Annotated in this window: 12 protein-coding genes and 1 tRNA gene; 5 read left to right on the top strand and 8 right to left on the bottom strand. The window is 44.4% G+C overall.

The annotated features are described in order from the left end of the window. Positions 1 to 97 precede the first annotated feature (97 nt). The 4 genes from ABWT76_RS16175 to ABWT76_RS16160 all read right to left on the bottom strand — a co-directional run bounded on the left by ABWT76_RS16175 (position 98) and on the right by ABWT76_RS16160 (position 4,731). A complete protein-coding gene (locus ABWT76_RS16175) occupies positions 98 to 2,476 on the bottom strand; it encodes a PAS domain S-box protein (RefSeq protein ID WP_354634644.1) in 2,379 nt (792 codons plus the stop codon). Positions 2,477 to 2,578: 102 nt separating this feature from the next. Then, positions 2,579 to 3,208, bottom strand: coding sequence for a chemotaxis protein CheC (locus ABWT76_RS16170; RefSeq protein WP_054464474.1), 630 nt, complete (start codon positions 3,206 to 3,208; stop codon positions 2,579 to 2,581). A gap of 12 nt (positions 3,209 to 3,220) precedes the next feature. Next, positions 3,221 to 3,595: a response regulator gene (locus ABWT76_RS16165; RefSeq protein WP_354634643.1), complete on the bottom strand. Its 375-nt coding sequence runs from the start codon at positions 3,593 to 3,595 to the stop codon at positions 3,221 to 3,223. 617 nt (positions 3,596 to 4,212) lie between these two features. Beyond that, complete coding sequence (locus tag ABWT76_RS16160; RefSeq protein ID WP_054464514.1) at positions 4,213 to 4,731, bottom strand: hypothetical protein; 519 nt, start codon at positions 4,729 to 4,731, stop codon at positions 4,213 to 4,215. An 823-nt stretch (positions 4,732 to 5,554) separates the two neighbouring features. On the opposite strand from ABWT76_RS16160, the gene serA reads away from it, so the two are divergent. The 3 genes from serA (at position 5,555) to ABWT76_RS16145 (ending at position 9,167) form a co-directional block, all read left to right on the top strand. Next, the gene (gene serA, locus ABWT76_RS16155; RefSeq protein ID WP_054464472.1) at positions 5,555 to 7,138 is read left to right on the top strand and encodes a phosphoglycerate dehydrogenase; all 1,584 of its coding nucleotides are present in this window, start codon (positions 5,555 to 5,557) and stop codon (positions 7,136 to 7,138) included. Positions 7,139 to 7,342: 204 nt separating this feature from the next. After that, entirely contained in the window at positions 7,343 to 8,239 is an 897-nt protein-coding gene (gene prmA / locus ABWT76_RS16150) for a 50S ribosomal protein L11 methyltransferase (RefSeq protein ID WP_054464471.1), read from the top strand. Between the two features lie 337 nt (positions 8,240 to 8,576). Next, positions 8,577 to 9,167 carry a chromophore lyase CpcT/CpeT gene (locus ABWT76_RS16145; RefSeq protein WP_354634642.1) on the top strand — a complete coding sequence of 197 codons (591 nt, stop codon included), beginning with the start codon at positions 8,577 to 8,579 and terminating at the stop codon, positions 9,165 to 9,167. On the opposite strand, the gene ABWT76_RS16140 is transcribed toward ABWT76_RS16145, so the two are convergent. Together ABWT76_RS16140 and ABWT76_RS16135 are read right to left on the bottom strand one after the other, a co-directional pair. Then, the gene (locus ABWT76_RS16140; protein WP_354634641.1) at positions 9,164 to 10,015 is read right to left on the bottom strand and encodes a DUF3598 family protein; all 852 of its coding nucleotides are present in this window, start codon (positions 10,013 to 10,015) and stop codon (positions 9,164 to 9,166) included. The two genes, ABWT76_RS16145 and ABWT76_RS16140, sit on opposite strands and share 4 nt — an antisense overlap. A 263-nt stretch (positions 10,016 to 10,278) precedes the next feature. After that, complete coding sequence (locus tag ABWT76_RS16135; RefSeq protein ID WP_190879808.1) at positions 10,279 to 11,262, bottom strand: acyl-CoA desaturase; 984 nt, start codon at positions 11,260 to 11,262, stop codon at positions 10,279 to 10,281. Positions 11,263 to 11,752: 490 nt separating this feature from the next. On the opposite strand from ABWT76_RS16135, the gene fabG reads away from it, so the two are divergent. After that, positions 11,753 to 12,520: a 3-oxoacyl-[acyl-carrier-protein] reductase gene (fabG, locus tag ABWT76_RS16130; RefSeq protein ID WP_054464467.1), complete on the top strand. Its 768-nt coding sequence runs from the start codon at positions 11,753 to 11,755 to the stop codon at positions 12,518 to 12,520. Positions 12,521 to 12,732: 212 nt separating this feature from the next. On the opposite strand, the gene ABWT76_RS16125 is transcribed toward fabG, so the two are convergent. Together ABWT76_RS16125 and ABWT76_RS16120 are read right to left on the bottom strand one after the other, a co-directional pair. Further along, positions 12,733 to 12,805 (bottom strand) — tRNA-Phe (locus ABWT76_RS16125). Between the two features lie 169 nt (positions 12,806 to 12,974). Continuing rightward, a complete protein-coding gene (locus tag ABWT76_RS16120) occupies positions 12,975 to 13,361 on the bottom strand; it encodes a PPC domain-containing protein (RefSeq protein WP_197285198.1) in 387 nt (128 codons plus the stop codon). A gap of 608 nt (positions 13,362 to 13,969) precedes the next feature. On the opposite strand from ABWT76_RS16120, the gene ABWT76_RS30700 reads away from it, so the two are divergent. Next, on the top strand, positions 13,970 to 17,044 hold the full coding sequence (locus tag ABWT76_RS30700; RefSeq protein WP_072160615.1) for a glycosyltransferase family 39 protein: 3,075 nt from the start codon (positions 13,970 to 13,972) through the stop codon (positions 17,042 to 17,044). Positions 17,045 to 17,067: the final 23 nt, after the last annotated feature.

The raw sequence follows: 17,067 nt of genomic DNA, 5'->3' as shown, positions 1-17,067 counted from the left end.
AGACATCTCCCGAACTAACAACCAACAACAAAAAACTAACAAAAGTTAACTAACAAATAACAACTAGCAACAAAAAAAATCAACTAACAACTAACAACTAAGAACTAATATCTGAAGGTGAATGCAAAGCTTTATCCAAAATTTTTAACAACTCTTGGCTAGTATAAGGCTTGGACAAAAAACCGACTAATTCTTGTTTAACTGCCATATCATCCTCAAAATGAGAAGGCCAACCACTCACCCCTATAACTTTCAAATGGGGGCTAATACTCCGTAAGTATTTCAAAGTCGTTTTCCCATCCATCCCCGGCATCATCATATTTAATAATACCAGATTAATTTGCTCTCCGTACTGAGTATATCGAGCCAAAGCCTCAATCCCGTTTTTCGCGGTGATCACTCGATAATTATTCGTTTCTAAAATAGTTTGGCTAATTTCCAAAATCACCAACTCATCATCCACCAGCAGAATTAACTCACCCTGTCCTTGAGGAAAATCAATTTCTGGAATTGTTTCGGCATGGTTTTCCGGTGCGGCGGGTAAATAAATTTTAAATTGAGTTCCTTCACCCAGTTGACTGGCCACCTGAATAAATCCACCGTGGCTTTTGACGATTCCCATCACCGTGGACAGACCTAAACCCGTGCCTCGACTAATTTCTTTTGTAGTAAAAAAAGGTTCAAATATTTTATTTAAATGATCGGGATGAATTCCCGTTCCTGTATCTTTTACCGTAATACAAATATAAGCACCGACCAGGGAATCTAAATTTAATTTAGCATAGTTTTCATCAATCCAAACATTTTCCCCGTAAATTTTTAAAGTGCCGCCATTCGGCATGGCATCGCGGGCATTTACGCATAGGTTCATCAAAATTTGATGCAGTTGAGTGGGATCGCCATAAATTAACCACAATTCTCTAGGAACGTTGGTGACCACAGTAATTGTTTTGGGAAAGGTTTCATCAGCAATTAATCTAACTTCTTCAACAATATGTCTGACTTGAATAATTGTCCGTTCACCTTCTAATCCCTTGGCGAAAGACAACACTTGCTTGACCAAATCCGCCCCGCGAATCGTATTATTTTCCAGCATCGTTAAAATTTGATCTCGCTTTTCCTCTGGGAGATCCATTTTTAACAGGTGAACGGCAGCTAAAATGGGGGATAAGATATTGTTGAGATCGTGAGCAATGCCACTCGCCAAAGTGCCAATGCTTTCCATACGTTGCACCCGGAGAAACTGCGCTTCTAGAAGCTTCTTTTCGGTAATATCCGTATCTACCGTTAGGATAGATTTCGGATAATTTTTGCTATCTCTGACTAATGTCCAACTGCTAGAGACAATGATTTCCATGCCGTTTTTGTTAATTTTATGTAATTCACCCTGCCATTCTCCATTCTCAATTGTATTTTTTTTAGCTAACTTATAATAATTATCATAAATTTGACTAGAAAGTTTTTTATTGGCATATTCTCCTATAATTTCTGATGCTTTCCAACCATATAATTTTTCGGCGCTAGGATTCCAGAATAAAATTCTATCCTCTAAATCTTTTACCATAATCGCATCTTTGGCAATTCCGATCAATGCCGCTTGTTCTTCTATTTGGGCTTCGGCTTCTTTGCGATCGGTAATGTCGTACATAGCGCCGACGACTTGCTCGATATTACCATCCAGACTGTCTATCACTTTCATTTCATTGCGTAGCCAGCGGTAGCTACAGTCAGCGTGTAAAAATCGATGTTCAATAATTTGGTGTCCGGTTTTCCCTAGATGCAAAATTTTTGGTAAAACTAACTCAGTGTCATCAGGGTGAATATGTTCAAAATAAAAATTGGGTTGATTAATAAACTGATTTGGTTGATAGCCCAATTGTTCTAGAACATTGTCACTGATAAAGGTCATATGCAAAGTAATTTGATCGGTATTATTTTCTTGGCAAGTATATAAAATTGCCGGACTGGATGCCAGTAAATGTTGCAATTTTGCCTGAGTCGATCGCAAAACCGCATCAGTGCGTTCTAATTCTTCAATTTGGTCTTGGAGTTGTGTTTCTCGAATCACCCGTTCCGTCACGTCGTGAATCACCGTAATTGTGCCCACAATCTTTGATTCTGAGATCAATGGGCCAATGCGAGCACTCTGCTGCATATAGGATAATTGATGTTGCACCGCTGAAGTGGACATCGGTAGCAAATAACGATGTAACCGCTGAGAAAGCATCACCACCTGACCATTGAGGGCTTGACGATAGAAACGCTCGATGCCCTTTTTTACTAACGTGGGATAAACTTCAAATAAATTACGCCCAATGGTTTCACTTGCCGATAAACCACTGTGGATTTCTAGCCAATGATTCCAACTGATAATATTCAAGTTAGGATCGGTGGTAAAGACTCCTTGATCGGCGAGGGCGTCTAGCCAGTGTTCCAATGCCTGATGGTAATTTGTGTTAAATTTCTCATTCATCATAATTCATGTAATTTTGCTGTCGGATCAAGGGGATTTATGGAGATTCAGTAAATTTTGAGCGATCGCGATCAAATCATTCGAGTGTTCAGGGAGTCCTCATCATTATTCCAGAATTTCCACCGAAACATCTGCCCAATGTTCCACCGCTTCCAGTAATTTTTCCAAGGAAACCACGCTCAAAATCAGTACCAGATAACCTTTCACCTCATCTTCTTGGAGTCGAAATCCGGTGTAAACGAGCATGGCATACCGCATTTCTTCCTTGCCAATCACCAGGGAATGGATTAAGCCATCAATCGCTTCCAGATATAAGCGCGGCACAGAAAAAGAAATTTGAATTTGTAATAAGTTGCCAAATACGCTTAAACAGGCATTCAGCAAAATATTGCCAATTTCCGTGATCACTTCTGATGCTGCGGTATCCAATCGCTTGCTATGAATATGAGCCTCTGGGGTAATTAAGTCTGAGAGCATGACGGCTCCGTCATAATTTAATAATAATAGGGCATTGCCAGAGACAGGTCCGTTAAATATCTGTTGAACCGTGGCCACTTCTCCCTCCACAAAGCTGGCCAGTTTTGGCCTAAGCTCATCAATGGTATGGATGGAAACCTGCGGCACATCGAGTAAGACGCGATCGCCGGTGAGTTCACTCAACGAATTGGCGGCCCTGGCAAAGCCAATATTAATTAGTTCACTCAAAGCATCTAGCTGGGTTTGAGTGAGATCCATAATTCTATCTCCTTATAAAACATCTGGGGTATTGCTAAGTACCTGATTCACCACTTCTAATACCTTGGTGCGATTGAATGGCTTGTTGACAAAACCCATCGCCCCAGCTTCTAGGACTTTGGTTTTGGTTAAGTCCTGCAAGTCAGCGGTGGCAATAATGACTCTGGCAGATTGATTCAACTCCAGAATTTTTTCCAGCACCTCATCTCCGGGTAGTCCTGGCATTGCCATATCCAGCAAAACTAAATCCGGCTGTTCCATTAAATAAGTTTCAATTCCCACTAATCCGTCTGTGGCTTCAATAATATGATGTCCTTCTGCGATGAGAATTGTTCGCATAATTCTTCTGGATAAAGTTGAGTCATCCACAATGAGAATTTTGGCCATTACCATCCCTCCAACATAATTCCTAACCGATCCTGGCGTTGATTGTTTTGACTGACTCGTCTGGAACTGACTAGATACAGAATCTCATCAGTGATGGACTATATTGCTCTGCTGGTGAGAATTTTTTTCATCATACTCCGATCTAAATATCTGTAAACAAGGATGAATCAAAAATTAATCAAATTTTTTCCTAATTGTGAATTTACATTTTTTACTCATTAGTTTATCGGCGTTTTTGAAATCGGCTTTTTTGAATTATCATCAGCCGATGCTTACCGGAGCCAATTAACTTTTACCCGTGATAGCCATCGCTATAATTATAGCCATTCTAGGCGATCGCTATTGAAAAAATTACATTGGTAATTTTTTTTGTTATCATATATAGTGGCACATTTCTCTGCTTCCCAAAAATAGATTTTTCTCTAAATAAAGAAAGCGGGAAGTATTGGGAAATTATGACAAATGAGATAATTTTATCCCAAATACTTCACCCATAAAATCCACACTAATCCACACTAATTCTAAAAGCATTTCAACGGTTAACCTTGCTCTGCTGCTCCTCTTATGGTTCACTTTTGCCCAAAAGAAGAGAAAAATCAAGGCGGATTAAATGGGGATTAAATAAAGTTAGCGTCCTCAGTATAACCTTGAATATTTTCTGGTTTAAACTGATTTATAATCGGAGTGGCTTGGCGAATTAAACTGTCCGCCCCTTGAACGATCACTAAATATTTGCCTTGATTCAGCCGGTTCCGGTAGGGCAAAGCGTCGCCACTGCCAAACACTAAACCAACCCCACCACCCACAAAAAAGCTACCCATTGCTCCAGACATTGCTCCCAAGAGTCCACCAATTAGGTGATTGCCGATTTCCCCAGCCCAGGCAAATGTGTCTAAATTAGTAATGAAGCTGAAGGTAAAGCCAGCCCCAAAGCCAAACGGGACAAGCCAAGTTGCCATTAGGAGAGCTTGCTTCCGGGCTTTTTGGTTGGGATCGATAAACCCAAACTCATCAGCACTTTTGTATCCTTTTCCTAAAATATGGATTTGACTGGTGGGAATGCCTTCTTTTTCCAAGGCAACGGAAACTGCTTCCGCTTGAATTCGATCTGCCAGAACCGCTACGAGATATTTCATACCACAGAAATTACTAATAATGAATAGACGATTAAACCACAAAAATGAACCGGCAAAATCCTTTTTTTTGCTAAAAAAAAATAGCATTTTTGTGCTATAATAGACAGCAGTCATAGTTATAATATATCTGAACTTGAGCCAGGCAGTGCCAGAAAATTTAGAAATTTATGCTGCCCCAGGGGGATTTTGTAAAAAAAAGGAAAAAATGACTGGTCAACCGAAGAGTTAGCCGCAGTCCAGCCAACCCTACCGGGAAGAATCAGGCGGAATAAGGCTAAAAAAGTGATGTTTTGGATGTTTTGATCAAGATTTACCAAGATGGGATGCTCCGAATTTACTGAAAGACAGTGAAAGAGAGTGCGGGATTGAATCTCTAGAAGATTGATTTGATTTCGGGAAAAAACGCTTAGGGTCAACTAAACTTACCGAAAAGCGAAATTTACATTAACTTACATTAACTTACATTGCTGGGTCGCTAAGTGAGAAAGCCCGATCGTGCCGGGAGATGATCGAGTGATTAGAGTGATTAAGCCGAGTAAGCCTCTGGATAATTATGCCCATTTTCTGCCACAATAATCACGAATTTCCCGGCTTTGAGATCGGAAAGTAAAAAAAACTTTGATGTGTCATCAGATTTTCTACCCATTTACCGCTAAAATGACTTACTGCACCAAGTCTTCCGGGTATAGAGGTTTTTCTGATGGGTCAGAGATCGTCATTGAATACCAAAGCTACTGGCCTAGGTTGAGCGGATGATATCCCTCTGACATTACCCCTGTGTCGATCGGGCTTGCTGTTGTTAGTTGCAACCTACTTGCTGACCATGCCAAAGGTTCTCGTTTCAGATTCTATTGATCAAGCTGGAATAGATATTCTATCCCAGGTCGCCCAGGTTGATGTTCAAATTGGACTATCACCTCAAGAACTCATCAACATCATTCCTGAATATGATGCTTGGATGATTCGTTCCGGCACCCGCATTACTAAAGAAATGATTGCAGCGGGCGATCGCCTCAAAATCATTGGTCGCGCTGGCGTTGGCGTCGATAATGTGGATGTGCCAGAAGCCACCCGTAAAGGGATTGTGGTCGTCAATTCCCCTGAAGGGAACACGATCGCCGCTGCGGAACACGCTCTGGCTATGATGCTGGCCCTTTCCCGCTACGTTCCTGATGCCAATACATCGGTTAAAAATGGCTTATGGGAGCGGAAAAAATTTGTCGGCGCGGAAATTTACAAAAAAACCCTGGGAATTGTCGGACTGGGCAAAATTGGCTCCCATGTAGCCAGCATTGCCAAAGCAATGGGCATGAAAATGCTGGCTTACGATCCGTTTATTTCCATTGAACGAGCGGATCAACTCGGCTGTCGCTTAGTCGATCTCGATTTATTATTCCGAGAAGCCGATTACATTACCCTGCATATCCCCAAAACCAAGGAAACCGCGAATCTGATTAATGCGGAGGCGATCGGTAAAATGAAACCGACCGCTCGGATTATCAACTGTTCTCGGGGGGGCATTATTGATGAAGTCGCTTTAGCCACCGCCTTAAAAGAAGGTCGGATCGCCGGAGCCGCCTTAGATGTCTTTGACAATGAACCCTTAGAAGAAGGGTCGCCCTTGCGGGAACTGGGCAAAGAAATTGTCCTCACCCCCCACCTCGGCGCTTCCACCACTGAAGCCCAGGTCAATGTGGCCATTGACGTAGCCGAACAAATTCGCGATGTACTTTTGGGACTGCCTGCCCGTTCAGCGGTAAACATTCCCGGACTTTACCCAGATGCCCTGGAGAAACTACGCCCTTACTTAGAATTGGCGGAAACCTTGGGCAATTTAGTCTCTCAATTGGCCGGTGGGCGCGTGGAACTGCTAAATGTGCGGCTCCAAGGGGACTTGGCTAACAATGAAAGTCAAGCTGTAGTCGTGGCTGCCCTCAAAGGTCTGCTCTCTCAAGCGTTGCGGGAACGAGTCAATTATGTGAATGCCAGCATCGAAGCCAAAGAACGAGGCATTCGGGTGATTGAAACTCGTGATGCGTCAATTCGTGACTATGCCGGTTCCCTGCATTTAGAAGCTAAAGGTTCTCTGGGCCAGCATACGGTGACTGGGGCGATCTTAGGGGATGGGGAAATTCGGATCACCGATGTGGATGAGTTCCCCGTCAACGTGGCGCCAACTCACTATATGCTCTTAACCAGGCACCGAGATATGCCAGGGATTATTGGTAAAATCGGCTCCCTACTGGGCAGTTTCAATGTGAATATTGCCAGTATGCAGGTGGGTCGCAAAATTGTTCGCGGCGATGCGGTCATGGTACTGAGCCTTGACGATCCTTTGCCAGAAGGAATTTTGGCTGAGATTATGAAGGTTTCAGGGATTCGCGATGCCTGTACCGTCACCCTTTAAAGGATTTTAGTTAAATGATTTTAGATTTGACTAAGCCAATTTAGTCAGCTATCAGGTATCAGGTGTCAGGGATCAGCCGTTAGCTGACGGTCATCAGCTAACGGCTGATAGCTGATACCTAGCGGCTGATAGCTTAATACTGATAACTGATAGCTGATAACTTATAGTTAAATGCTTATTTCAAATCTAAAGTCTCTAATTGATATGGCAAATAATTGGTGGGAAATTCAAGTGCTTTGTGAACCAGCTTTGGAAGATTTAGTCTTCTTAAGGCTGGAAAGTTTTGGTTGTCAGGGTACAGCTTCTCAGACTAAAGGTTCTTCTTGTTTGGTGTTGGCTTATTTACCCCAAGAAAAAGCACAGTTGTTGGATTTATCGGCTTTGTCCCTTTTGCTCAGGCAAGATGCTTTATGTATGAGCTTTCAAGCTCCCGTGATTAAGTGGAGTTTAATCGAGGAAGAGGACTGGGGCGTTAATTGGCGGAAGCATTGGCATCCCCAGAAAATTGGCGATCGCTTCTTGATTAATCCCGCATGGCTGCCCATCCCCACGGATAGCGATCGCCTGATTTTGCGTTTGGATCCGGGCGTTGCCTTTGGCACTGGAGATCATCCAACCACGGAACTCTGTTTAGAAGCCCTGGAAATGCGCCTCGGAGATGATAGTGAGCAACAAAATGCGGTCATTGCTGATATTGGCTGTGGTTCTGGTATTTTATCCATCGGTGCGATCCTTTTGGGGGCGCATCGAGCGATCGCCGTAGATACTGATCCCCTAGCAGTGCGGGCAGCACGGGAAAATCGCGAATTAAATAAAATCGCCAAAGAGCAAATCACGATTCAACAAGGCAGTGTTTTACAGGTCAAGGAGTTAATTGACCAACCTGTGAATGGGATCGTCTGTAATATTTTGGCAGAAGTGATTATTGATTTAATCCCAGAGATGAATGCGATCGCCGGCCCAGAAACTTGGGGAATTTTCAGTGGAATTTTGCTCGATCAAGCCAAACCTGTCGCCGATACCTTAGAGCAACATGGTTGGATCGTTGCCGCCCTTTGGCGTCGTCAAGATTGGTGTTGTTTTAATGTGCGTCACGCTTAAAAAATAGAGACGTTGCCTCCTACAACGTCTCTATTTTTTGTTGGCTATTTTTAGCATAAAAGCTTGGATCTAGCGTTTTTCATACTTATGAGGTAATAATTTTTCTCTGTCATTCCCGCGAAGGCGGGAATCCAGAGCGCGTTTTAGGGTGACGATCATAAGTTTACGGGCAGAAATAATAGCTAAATAAAAAAGCCAAAAGTTAACTAACCAATATAGCGGTTATTATCTGGATTACAGAGGTTTTCTGGATTCCCGCCTGCGCGGGAATGACAGTTTTTTTGTAATTCATAACTATTACAAGTGCTATAAAAGGCAGCGATCGCTGGTTGAAAAAATGACCCAACAAAACAAATTAACCATTTTAGCACAATGGCTGGTAGGCGAATTTGAAAACGTTAATCAAGCCAAAGAACAACCGAATTGGTTTGTACATATTCGGCTTTGGCATCGGCTTTTACCCATAAAAATTGACGGCAACTTAGCTATTTTTGCCGAGCAAGCGCCAATTTTAAAATTAGATCAACCCTATCGCCAGAGAATTTTATTCTTAAAACCGAGCGATAATCCCGCTAAGTTCATCGGCCAATATTATGGATTTAAAGACCCGAATAAATTTCGCGGTGCCGGGACAAATCCTCACTTGCTGAATCAATTTTTACCGGAAGATTTAGTTAATTTACCCGGTTGTGCTTTGACCATTACGGAGCAAGAGCAAAAATTTATTGCCCAACCGGAACCGGGGGCAAAATGCTTCTTTGAATATGATGGCCAAATCCGTCAAGTGGTTTTGGGCTTAGAAGTCAGCGAAGATAGCTTTAAAAGTTTCGATCGCGGAGTCGATCCAGAAACCGGAAAAGGATTGTGGGGGGCATTAATTGGCCCTTATGAGTATCAAAAAATCCAGGGATTTTCTTGGCCGAATTAAGCTACTTTCTCCTCTGTCACCAGGGTTAAACTGTCCCATCCTCCCCGATCGTCATAACGGCGAATTAAGCGCTGTCGGCGGCGATCGTCAAGCAACCATCCCGCTTCCAGGAAAAAAGGTTGACGCATAGGAATGCTTAGGGGAGTATTGCACGATGCACCGTCGGGCAGTAACAGAATTTGCATCGGCATACTTCCTTGGTTGAATAAGAGCCGGGAACCTTGAATCTCTGCGGTAGAAGTGAAGCTAAAGTTTTCTGCACTCATTTCTATACTCAAAGATGTCGAAAGATTGTCTCCTTGCCGACGTAAGGATAGACGAGTGGAGGAGACATCAGGCGATCGCCAATCTGGATAAATAGTCACCGCTTCTCCTTCCCAGTCTCCGAGGAGTTGATCTAGGGTCAGGGGAGGACGTTCGGGGGTGTTGGTATTTTCCCGATATTCTCGAATCAGGGTCATACTGGCAAAATTGGCATTTTGGTCAAATAATTCCACCAAACGCAATCGGCGATCACCAACAATAAAACCAAATTCTGCCCCAAACTCACTAAAGGGTCCAAATTGCATCGAACCAGTGGAAAAGGCTCCATTATTAAAGAATAAAATACTGCGGTTTAAAGAACTATATTGCAGTACCAACGGGGGCGGAATTTCATCGGTATTTTGGGGAAAGCGCTCCACTACCTGTTTAACCGTGCGATTATTGTCTAAGCCTTCTAACCTCACAACGGTGGGGGTATCACTTTGGATTTCTCCTTGGGGGGAAATTCGGGTAAATGACCCTTGCCAAACCCCTAAATTCAGGAGGAAGTTGTCCCATTGAGACGCTAATTCATACTTGGACATGGTTAGAGATTTTGATAGATAAACGAGCGTTAATTTTATCTCGTTGATTTTATCTCATATTCAGGTTAAAGCTAAAGGGTAGAGTCTGTGTGGCCATGAAATCAGAGAATGGTTGATTTTCGCTTATAGCAATGCTAAAGTGGTGCCAAAAGTTTTGTAGGGGCTTCTCCGTGGCGGTGGCTGCCCCTAGACTGTAGGGGTAAGCTCACCAAGCCAAACCCGTTACCCCTACAATTACCACAACCTCTAAACGGATTGCTATACTATTTAATTTTCTTGGCAGCAATCATTTCCGGAGTTGGCATTTTGATATCCCAGGCTAGATTTAGCTTTTCTAATCCCCGAATAAACCAGGCACCGGGATCGATTTGCCACCATTCAAACCCATTAATTGCTGTGTTAGGAAAGGCGTGATGGGTATTGTGTAAAGACCCCCCTAAAGTTGGGATAGTTAACCAAAGATTATTGGTACTTTTTTCTGGGGTAGCAAAAGGACGATTGCCAAACACATGGCAGAAAGAGTTAATGCTATAAGTCCCCTGTTGGACTAGGAACATCCGCGCCATTCCTCCCCAGAGAAAACCATGTAGAATTCCGGCTAAACTGCCGCTGAAAATTCCGCCTAAAATGGCAGGAATTAAAAGACCTAAAAATACCCAAACAAAGTAAAATTTGTCAATGGTCATTATTAAGGGGTCTTTGAGAATATCCCGACCATAACGACCGGGACTGGTTCTTTCTGGGTCAAAAATCCAACCGATATGAGCGTGCCAGAGTCCTGGGAGTAATTCCACAGACTGGGAGCCTTGAAAGTAGGGTGAATGGGGGTCTTGTGCTTGATCGCTGTAGATATGATGGCGGCGATGATTGCTGACCCAGTAGATGACAGGGCCTTGTAGCGCCATGCAGCCAGCGATCGCTAAAAAGGCGCGAATGGGGGCAACGGTTTCAAAGGCATGGTGAGAAAATAGGCGATGATATCCCACTTCGATACCCAGAACCGTGAGGAAAAACATACTCAGAAATAGGATCCAATCTAGGGCGGTGATTCCTGAATAAAACCCTAGGGCGATCGCACCAATAAAGCCTAAACATGGCAGGGCGATCGACGCGGCAAATATCCACCGTTCTCGTTTCAGTTGAGATGGTCTAGGAATCGTGACATGGGGGATATTTGATCGTCTCTGAGCTTCTTCTAGGACATCGAGAGAATTCACCGGAGGCTTGATTTGAGAATCTAGCGGCATCTTGACACCGATTTAAATCATGGTTAGCTTTAGCTATCCTAACTGATTTTAGGACGGATAACGGCAAATATACCTTGACAACTTAAACCAATTATTTTAAGCCAGAAATTAACCGCTCGGCGGGCATAAATCCAGCAAATATTTTCACAGGTTAACCATTTTTAAATAACAGTAAAGTTACTGATGCTAAAATCTGATGTTCTGATGCTAAATCTGAAGTTAAAAGTTATGCATTCGTAGGGGCCAATGGCCATTCGCCCCTACAAAATAAATATCACTATTCACTATTCACTCTTCACTATTCACTCTTCCCTACACCCTACACCCTACACGACGGCGGCTTCCCTCTTCCCTACACCCTACACCCTACACCCTACACGACGGCGGCTTCCCCCGCCCCTCCGCACCCCCGCCAACAGCCAGCCTCGCTGCTGTAACCAAATCGCATTAAAATCGGTTAGTTTGCGATCAATTTCCGAGGAAATTAAAGATGGAACTTTTACCAGAACAGATGCAAAAATTACCCGATCGCGTGGCGATTGTCACTGGGGCTTCACGGGGAATTGGTCGGGCGATCGCGATCGCCTTAGCCGCAGAAGGGGCTAAAGTCGTGGTCAACTATGCCAGTTCCAGTGGGCCTGCGGATGAAGTGGTGACGACCATTACCCAAGCGGGAGGAGAGGCGATCGCCCTACAAGCAGATGTCTCCCAACCAGACCAAGTAGATAATCTGATCAAAACCGTCATGGATCAATGGGGTCGCATCGACATTCTAGTCAACAACGCCGGAATCACTCGCGACACCTTATTAATGCGGATGAAATTAGAAGACTGGCAAGCGGTCATCGACCTCAACCTCAGTGGAGTATTCCTCTGTACCCGCGCTGTCGCCAAAATTATGCTCAAGCAAAAAGCCGGTCGAATCGTCAATATTGCCTCCGTTGCCGGACAAATGGGCAACCCTGGACAAGGCAACTATAGCGCCGCCAAAGCCGGAGTCATCGGCTTTACCAAAACCATTGCCAAAGAACTCGCCTCTCGCGGCATCACCGTCAACGCGGTTGCCCCTGGATTCATTACCACAGACATGACCAAGGATCTCAAAGGCACAGAGGAACTGCTGAAATATATTCCCCTCGGTCGTTTTGGTCAACCCGAAGAAGTGGCTGGGTTAGTGCGATTTTTAGCTGCCGATCCTGCGGCTGCCTATATTACAGGTCAAGTGATGAATGTCGATGGCGGCATGGTTATGGCTTAGAAGCGATCGGAAAATATATCTGAAAAATATATTTGCAACTCACCAGGACTTACCCATCATATTGATCGGTTTGATTCGTGATTGGGGCAATTCATCAATTGCCCCAGCTTGCAGAAATGAGTCAAATTTGAGTGAACTGATATTCTCATCGCTAAAAATAAACCCCTATAAGCCATAGCCTATAGGGGTTTATTTAATCTGTTAATCTAATATGCCAGGAGGCGGGTTTGAACCGCCGACACGAGGATTTTCAGTCCTCTGCTCTACCAACTGAGCTATCCCGGCTTGTGTTTGTTCAACTTTATTATCTTAACTAATTAACTCAGGATTGTCAACCCATATTGGTAAAAATTTTTTTCTGCCTCCCCCTTTAAAGCGCCGATTGAAATTGGGACGCGATGAAACAGGGCGACTCCCTTAACTTCACGTCCCTGACCCATGAAGGTTTTGTCTATTAGTTGTCTATTGGGCGCAAGCGAGTGACTTTGAGGGTAAAGTTGCCCACTCCACCTTCGCCAAAGGCTCGGACTCGGACAATATAATCGCCGGTAGTTTGGATTCTGGCAAATAATAGAGAGTTGGTGGTGCCATCAGGTCCATCATCATTTTCCGCTATGGTGGTGCCATCAGGACCGATTAAGGATACTATTGCGTCGAAACCATCAGAGATTAAATCGATCGCTACTTGATCGACATCGGTGAGTGTGACTCGGTAGTCCCGGGCAAATCCCCCTTGACCCGTGGGAATATCTTTTTCTGAGAGAACATCGGTAATTTCATAGCGTCCCTTTAAGTCAATCGGGTTATATATAACTTGAGCGTTTACTTTCGGGGTACTCATGGCGATCGCCGCCACCGTTGCAGGGATGAAAGTGCTCCGCACCGCTACCGCGAACGTGGCGCGGCACCAGTTAAACAAAGGATTTTGAGTCATTATAAAAAAGCCACAATAATGGACAAGTTTTATCTAAGATACTGGAAGAATTTTCCCTAAGCCGGGAAATTGTACATTAAAACAAACTATTTGGCATCAAAATTTGCTAATTTTACTTGACAAATTTTAACTGACAAGTTTTACCTGACAAGTTTTACAATGGGCAATTTAACACAGAAAGTAAGAATTGGGGACAGTTTACCCTGACTACTGACAGGACGACGGCAAGACGTGGGGACAGGGGTACAATCAACCGTGAACCAAGAACCAAAGGCAACAGGCAATAGGAAAGAGGAAAGAGGAAAGAGGAAAGAGGAAATAGGAAAGAGAAAATAGGAAAGAGAAAATGGGAAAGAGAAAATGGGAAAGAGAAAATAGGAAAATTTTCTCTTCTCTGCCCCTCTGCCGACGGCGGGCTCCCCCGCCCCTCCGCCCCTCCGAACCCCTTTCCCCGTTCCCCGTTCCCCGTTCCCCGAAACCCAACCAACAACCAACAACCAAGAACTTCAGAAAAAATGACTAATCAGTTGAGTCGATCGCACAGTTGGATAATTTTAGGGGTAATCTGGTTGGTTTCCGCTGTTGGCGATCGCCTCTGGTTTGCCATTGATAACTCTATCCCCAGTTGGGACCAGGCGGATTATCTGACGGGGGCGTTGAACTATTGGCAAGCTTTCCAAACTCCTCAGTGGGGGAATCTTGACTGGTGGACAAGTTTATGGCAACTGTCGTCTAAAATTCCTCCCGGCACTTATATGATTACGGCGATATTTCACTCCTATTTTGGCTTAGGTGAAGATATCGCCACTTTAGTGAATTTATTCTTTAGCGCGATTTTACTGGTTTCGGTCTATGGCTTAGGCAGTTTGTTATTTCACCAGAAAGTTGGTTTATGGGCTGCCGGTTTATGTATGTTGTTTCCCGGCTTATATAATGTCCGCCTGGACTTTCTCCTCGATTATCCTCTAACGGCGGTGGTGACTCTCTGTTTCTATTGTTTAACTCTTTGGAAATATCCACCAGAAAAGAAAAGAGAGGAGAGAGGAGATAGGGGAGAAGAGAGAAAAGAGAAGAGAGAAAAGAGAAGAGAGAATTTTCTTGATCCTCTATCCTCTATCCTCTCTCCTCTATCCTCTATTCTCTATCCTCTATTCTCTTTCCTAAAGTTAGGGCTTGCCCCTAGTCAGTGGGGTATGGCGATCGCTTTTGGGCTATCTCTGGGGTTGGCCTTGATGATTAAGCAAACAGCGGTGTTATTTTTGTTTGCGCCAATTTTATGGGTAGTAGTCGGCAGCGTTTGGCGGCGTGAGTGGGGCAGACTGGCACAATTGGCGATCGCGAACTTATTGGCGATCGCGGTAATGTATCCCTGGTATCGCACCAACTGGTTACTAATTCTGACTGGCAGTAAACGGGCAACTATTGACTCGGCGATCGCGGAAGGAGATCCGCCATTAAATACCTTGGGGGCATGGACTTATTATCTTGAACAATTGCCCCATCATGTTTCTTTGCCATTATTAATTGTGGCGATCGCCGGATTTTTTTTGTACATAACCAGAAGCAAGAGGCAACGGGCAACGGGGAATAGGGAAGAGGGTGTAGGGTGTAGGGCCGCCATCGGTGTAGGGGCAGAGGAGCAGAGGAGCCGAGGAGCAGAGGAGAAAAATTCTCCCCCGCACAAGAGCCCCCCTGCCCCCCCGCTCCCCCGCTCCCCCGCTTCTCCTCCCCGGCGATGGTTGCTAGTTTTCTGGCTAGGGGCTTATTTGCTGTGTTCCCTGAATATCAACAAAGATTTTCGCTATGTCTTGCCCTATTTGCCGGTAGTGGCGATTTTTTTAGCCAATGGGTTAGTCGAGTGGCAGAGTCGATCGCCTCGTTGGGGGAAGAAAGAGGAAAGAGGAAAGAGGAAAGAGGAAAGAGGAAATATATTCTCTCTTCTCTCTTCTCTCTTCTCTCTTCTCTTTTCTCTCCCCTCGGTTGGGCGGTGGGTTCCTGCGGGGACTGTAGCTGTGACATTGTTACTGATGACAGTGAATTTATGGCCGGTGGATGATTTGTCCAGGATAAACTCCAGACAACCAGGACAACATCATGCTTATGCAGGCCCTGTTTGGCCAATTCGTGAGGCGATCGCGCAAATTATCCAAACCGAACCTTATTTACGTTCAACCGTGGGGGTGTTGCCTTCTACCCCTACGGTGAATCAGCATACCCTGAATTATTATGGGGCGTTGGCGAATTTCCAAGTTTATGGCCGTCAGGTGGGAACCCGGCGATCGCAGGTTGCCCAAGATGTGCGATCGCTGTCTTGGTTTCTCACCAAAACCGGCGACCAAGGTTCTGTGCCCGTAGAAGCGCAAGCCGCCACAGTGCAAGCAGTCCAGACAAGTCCAGACTTCCAACTGCACAAAACCTGGCAATTACCCGATGGTAGTACCTTGCAACTCTATCACCGCCAATCCCCAAGCATTCAAGTCATAACGACAGATATCACCCCGCCACCGCAAATTAAATTAGAAAATGTCACCGTGTCCCCTGCTGCCCCCCCAGGGCAACCTATTCCCGTGACTTATCAGTGGTTGGGCAACTGGCAAGATTTGCAAAATGGCTTAGTATTGTTAACCTGGAACCAACAACCAAACAACCAACCAACAACCAACAACCAACAACCAACAACCAACAACCAACCAACAACCAATAACCAAACTAACTATTGGTTACACGATCGCGCGATCGGTTTAGGAAAGTTGCATAAAAACGCAAGAAACCCGGTTTCTTCAAGAAACCCGGTTTCTATCACCGACTCTGTTTCTATCACCGAAACATTAGCTATGTTGCCACCGGGGAATATTGCCCCAGGAATCTATACTTTAAAAGCGGAATATCTTAATCGGCAAACTGGCGAAACTTATCCGTTAGAAGTGCCGAATAATGTGCAAATCAAAATTGACCCAACGGCGGCGGCAACTCCTGCGCCAGAGTTGGATTTAGTCACTCAATTGCGATCGCTTGCCACTGCCTTACCCCTGGGAGTGGATGCCCTCAGTCCTGTTTTTGATGACATTGGCAGAATCAACCAATATGACCCGACTCAAGATTATTTAACCCAAGCCCAATTAACTTTAAAAGCGCGATTAAGCGGACAGGATAATCTCGATTATGCCTATAATTTAGCTTTAGCAATGGTGTTAAAAAGAGATGCCCCAGGTGCGATCGCGGCTTTAGAAAAAGTCGTTCAACTTGATCCAAAAAATCCTTATGCTCATGGCTATCTTGCTTTTGTAAATCTCTATGATTGGCGTCCAGGTGCGGCAGAAAAAGCCTTGAAGCCCGCCCTAGAAATTGACCCAAACCGCCAAGAATTTCAAATTCTCAATGCTTTAGCTGCATTATTCCAAGGCAATTTGCTCAAAACCTGGCACCGCACCTCCCCCTTGCTTCCCCCAGAAGTGCAAGGATTAATTTCAAAAGTGGGACTATCTTTATTAATTCTCATCGGGGCTTTCCTAGGAGTGATCGGCTTTTTGATTGGGAGAATAATCTTTAAAAAAGCTAAAGAATTTCAACATAAGCCAAAAAATCGCTAAAATAGAAAATAGATGAGTAAGTC

Origin of the sequence: Planktothricoides raciborskii GIHE-MW2 (genome assembly GCF_040564635.1) — a bacterium.
GTDB lineage: Bacteria > Cyanobacteriota > Cyanobacteriia > Cyanobacteriales > Laspinemataceae > Planktothricoides > Planktothricoides raciborskii.
The sequence above is the reverse complement of the archived record's forward strand: the minus strand, read 5'-3'. Positions and strand labels throughout refer to the sequence as shown.

What these genes read in the sequence shown, in the direction of transcription:
- ABWT76_RS16175 (WP_354634644.1), bottom strand. Translation starts at nt 2,476, where the DNA reads ATGATGAATGAGAAATTTAACACAAATTACCATCAGGCATTGGAACAC.
- ABWT76_RS16170 (WP_054464474.1), bottom strand. Translation starts at nt 3,208, where the DNA reads ATGGATCTCACTCAAACCCAGCTAGATGCTTTGAGTGAACTAATTAAT.
- ABWT76_RS16165 (WP_354634643.1), bottom strand. Translation starts at nt 3,595, where the DNA reads ATGGCCAAAATTCTCATTGTGGATGACTCAACTTTATCCAGAAGAATT.
- ABWT76_RS16160 (WP_054464514.1), bottom strand. Translation starts at nt 4,731, where the DNA reads ATGAAATATCTCGTAGCGGTTCTGGCAGATCGAATTCAAGCGGAAGCA.
- serA (WP_054464472.1), top strand. Translation starts at nt 5,555, where the DNA reads ATGCCAAAGGTTCTCGTTTCAGATTCTATTGATCAAGCTGGAATAGAT.
- prmA (WP_054464471.1), top strand. Translation starts at nt 7,343, where the DNA reads ATGGCAAATAATTGGTGGGAAATTCAAGTGCTTTGTGAACCAGCTTTG.
- ABWT76_RS16145 (WP_354634642.1), top strand. Translation starts at nt 8,577, where the DNA reads ATGACCCAACAAAACAAATTAACCATTTTAGCACAATGGCTGGTAGGC.
- ABWT76_RS16140 (WP_354634641.1), bottom strand. Translation starts at nt 10,015, where the DNA reads ATGTCCAAGTATGAATTAGCGTCTCAATGGGACAACTTCCTCCTGAAT.
- ABWT76_RS16135 (WP_190879808.1), bottom strand. Translation starts at nt 11,262, where the DNA reads ATGCCGCTAGATTCTCAAATCAAGCCTCCGGTGAATTCTCTCGATGTC.
- fabG (WP_054464467.1), top strand. Translation starts at nt 11,753, where the DNA reads ATGGAACTTTTACCAGAACAGATGCAAAAATTACCCGATCGCGTGGCG.
- ABWT76_RS16120 (WP_197285198.1), bottom strand. Translation starts at nt 13,361, where the DNA reads ATGAGTACCCCGAAAGTAAACGCTCAAGTTATATATAACCCGATTGAC.
- ABWT76_RS30700 (WP_072160615.1), top strand. Translation starts at nt 13,970, where the DNA reads ATGACTAATCAGTTGAGTCGATCGCACAGTTGGATAATTTTAGGGGTA.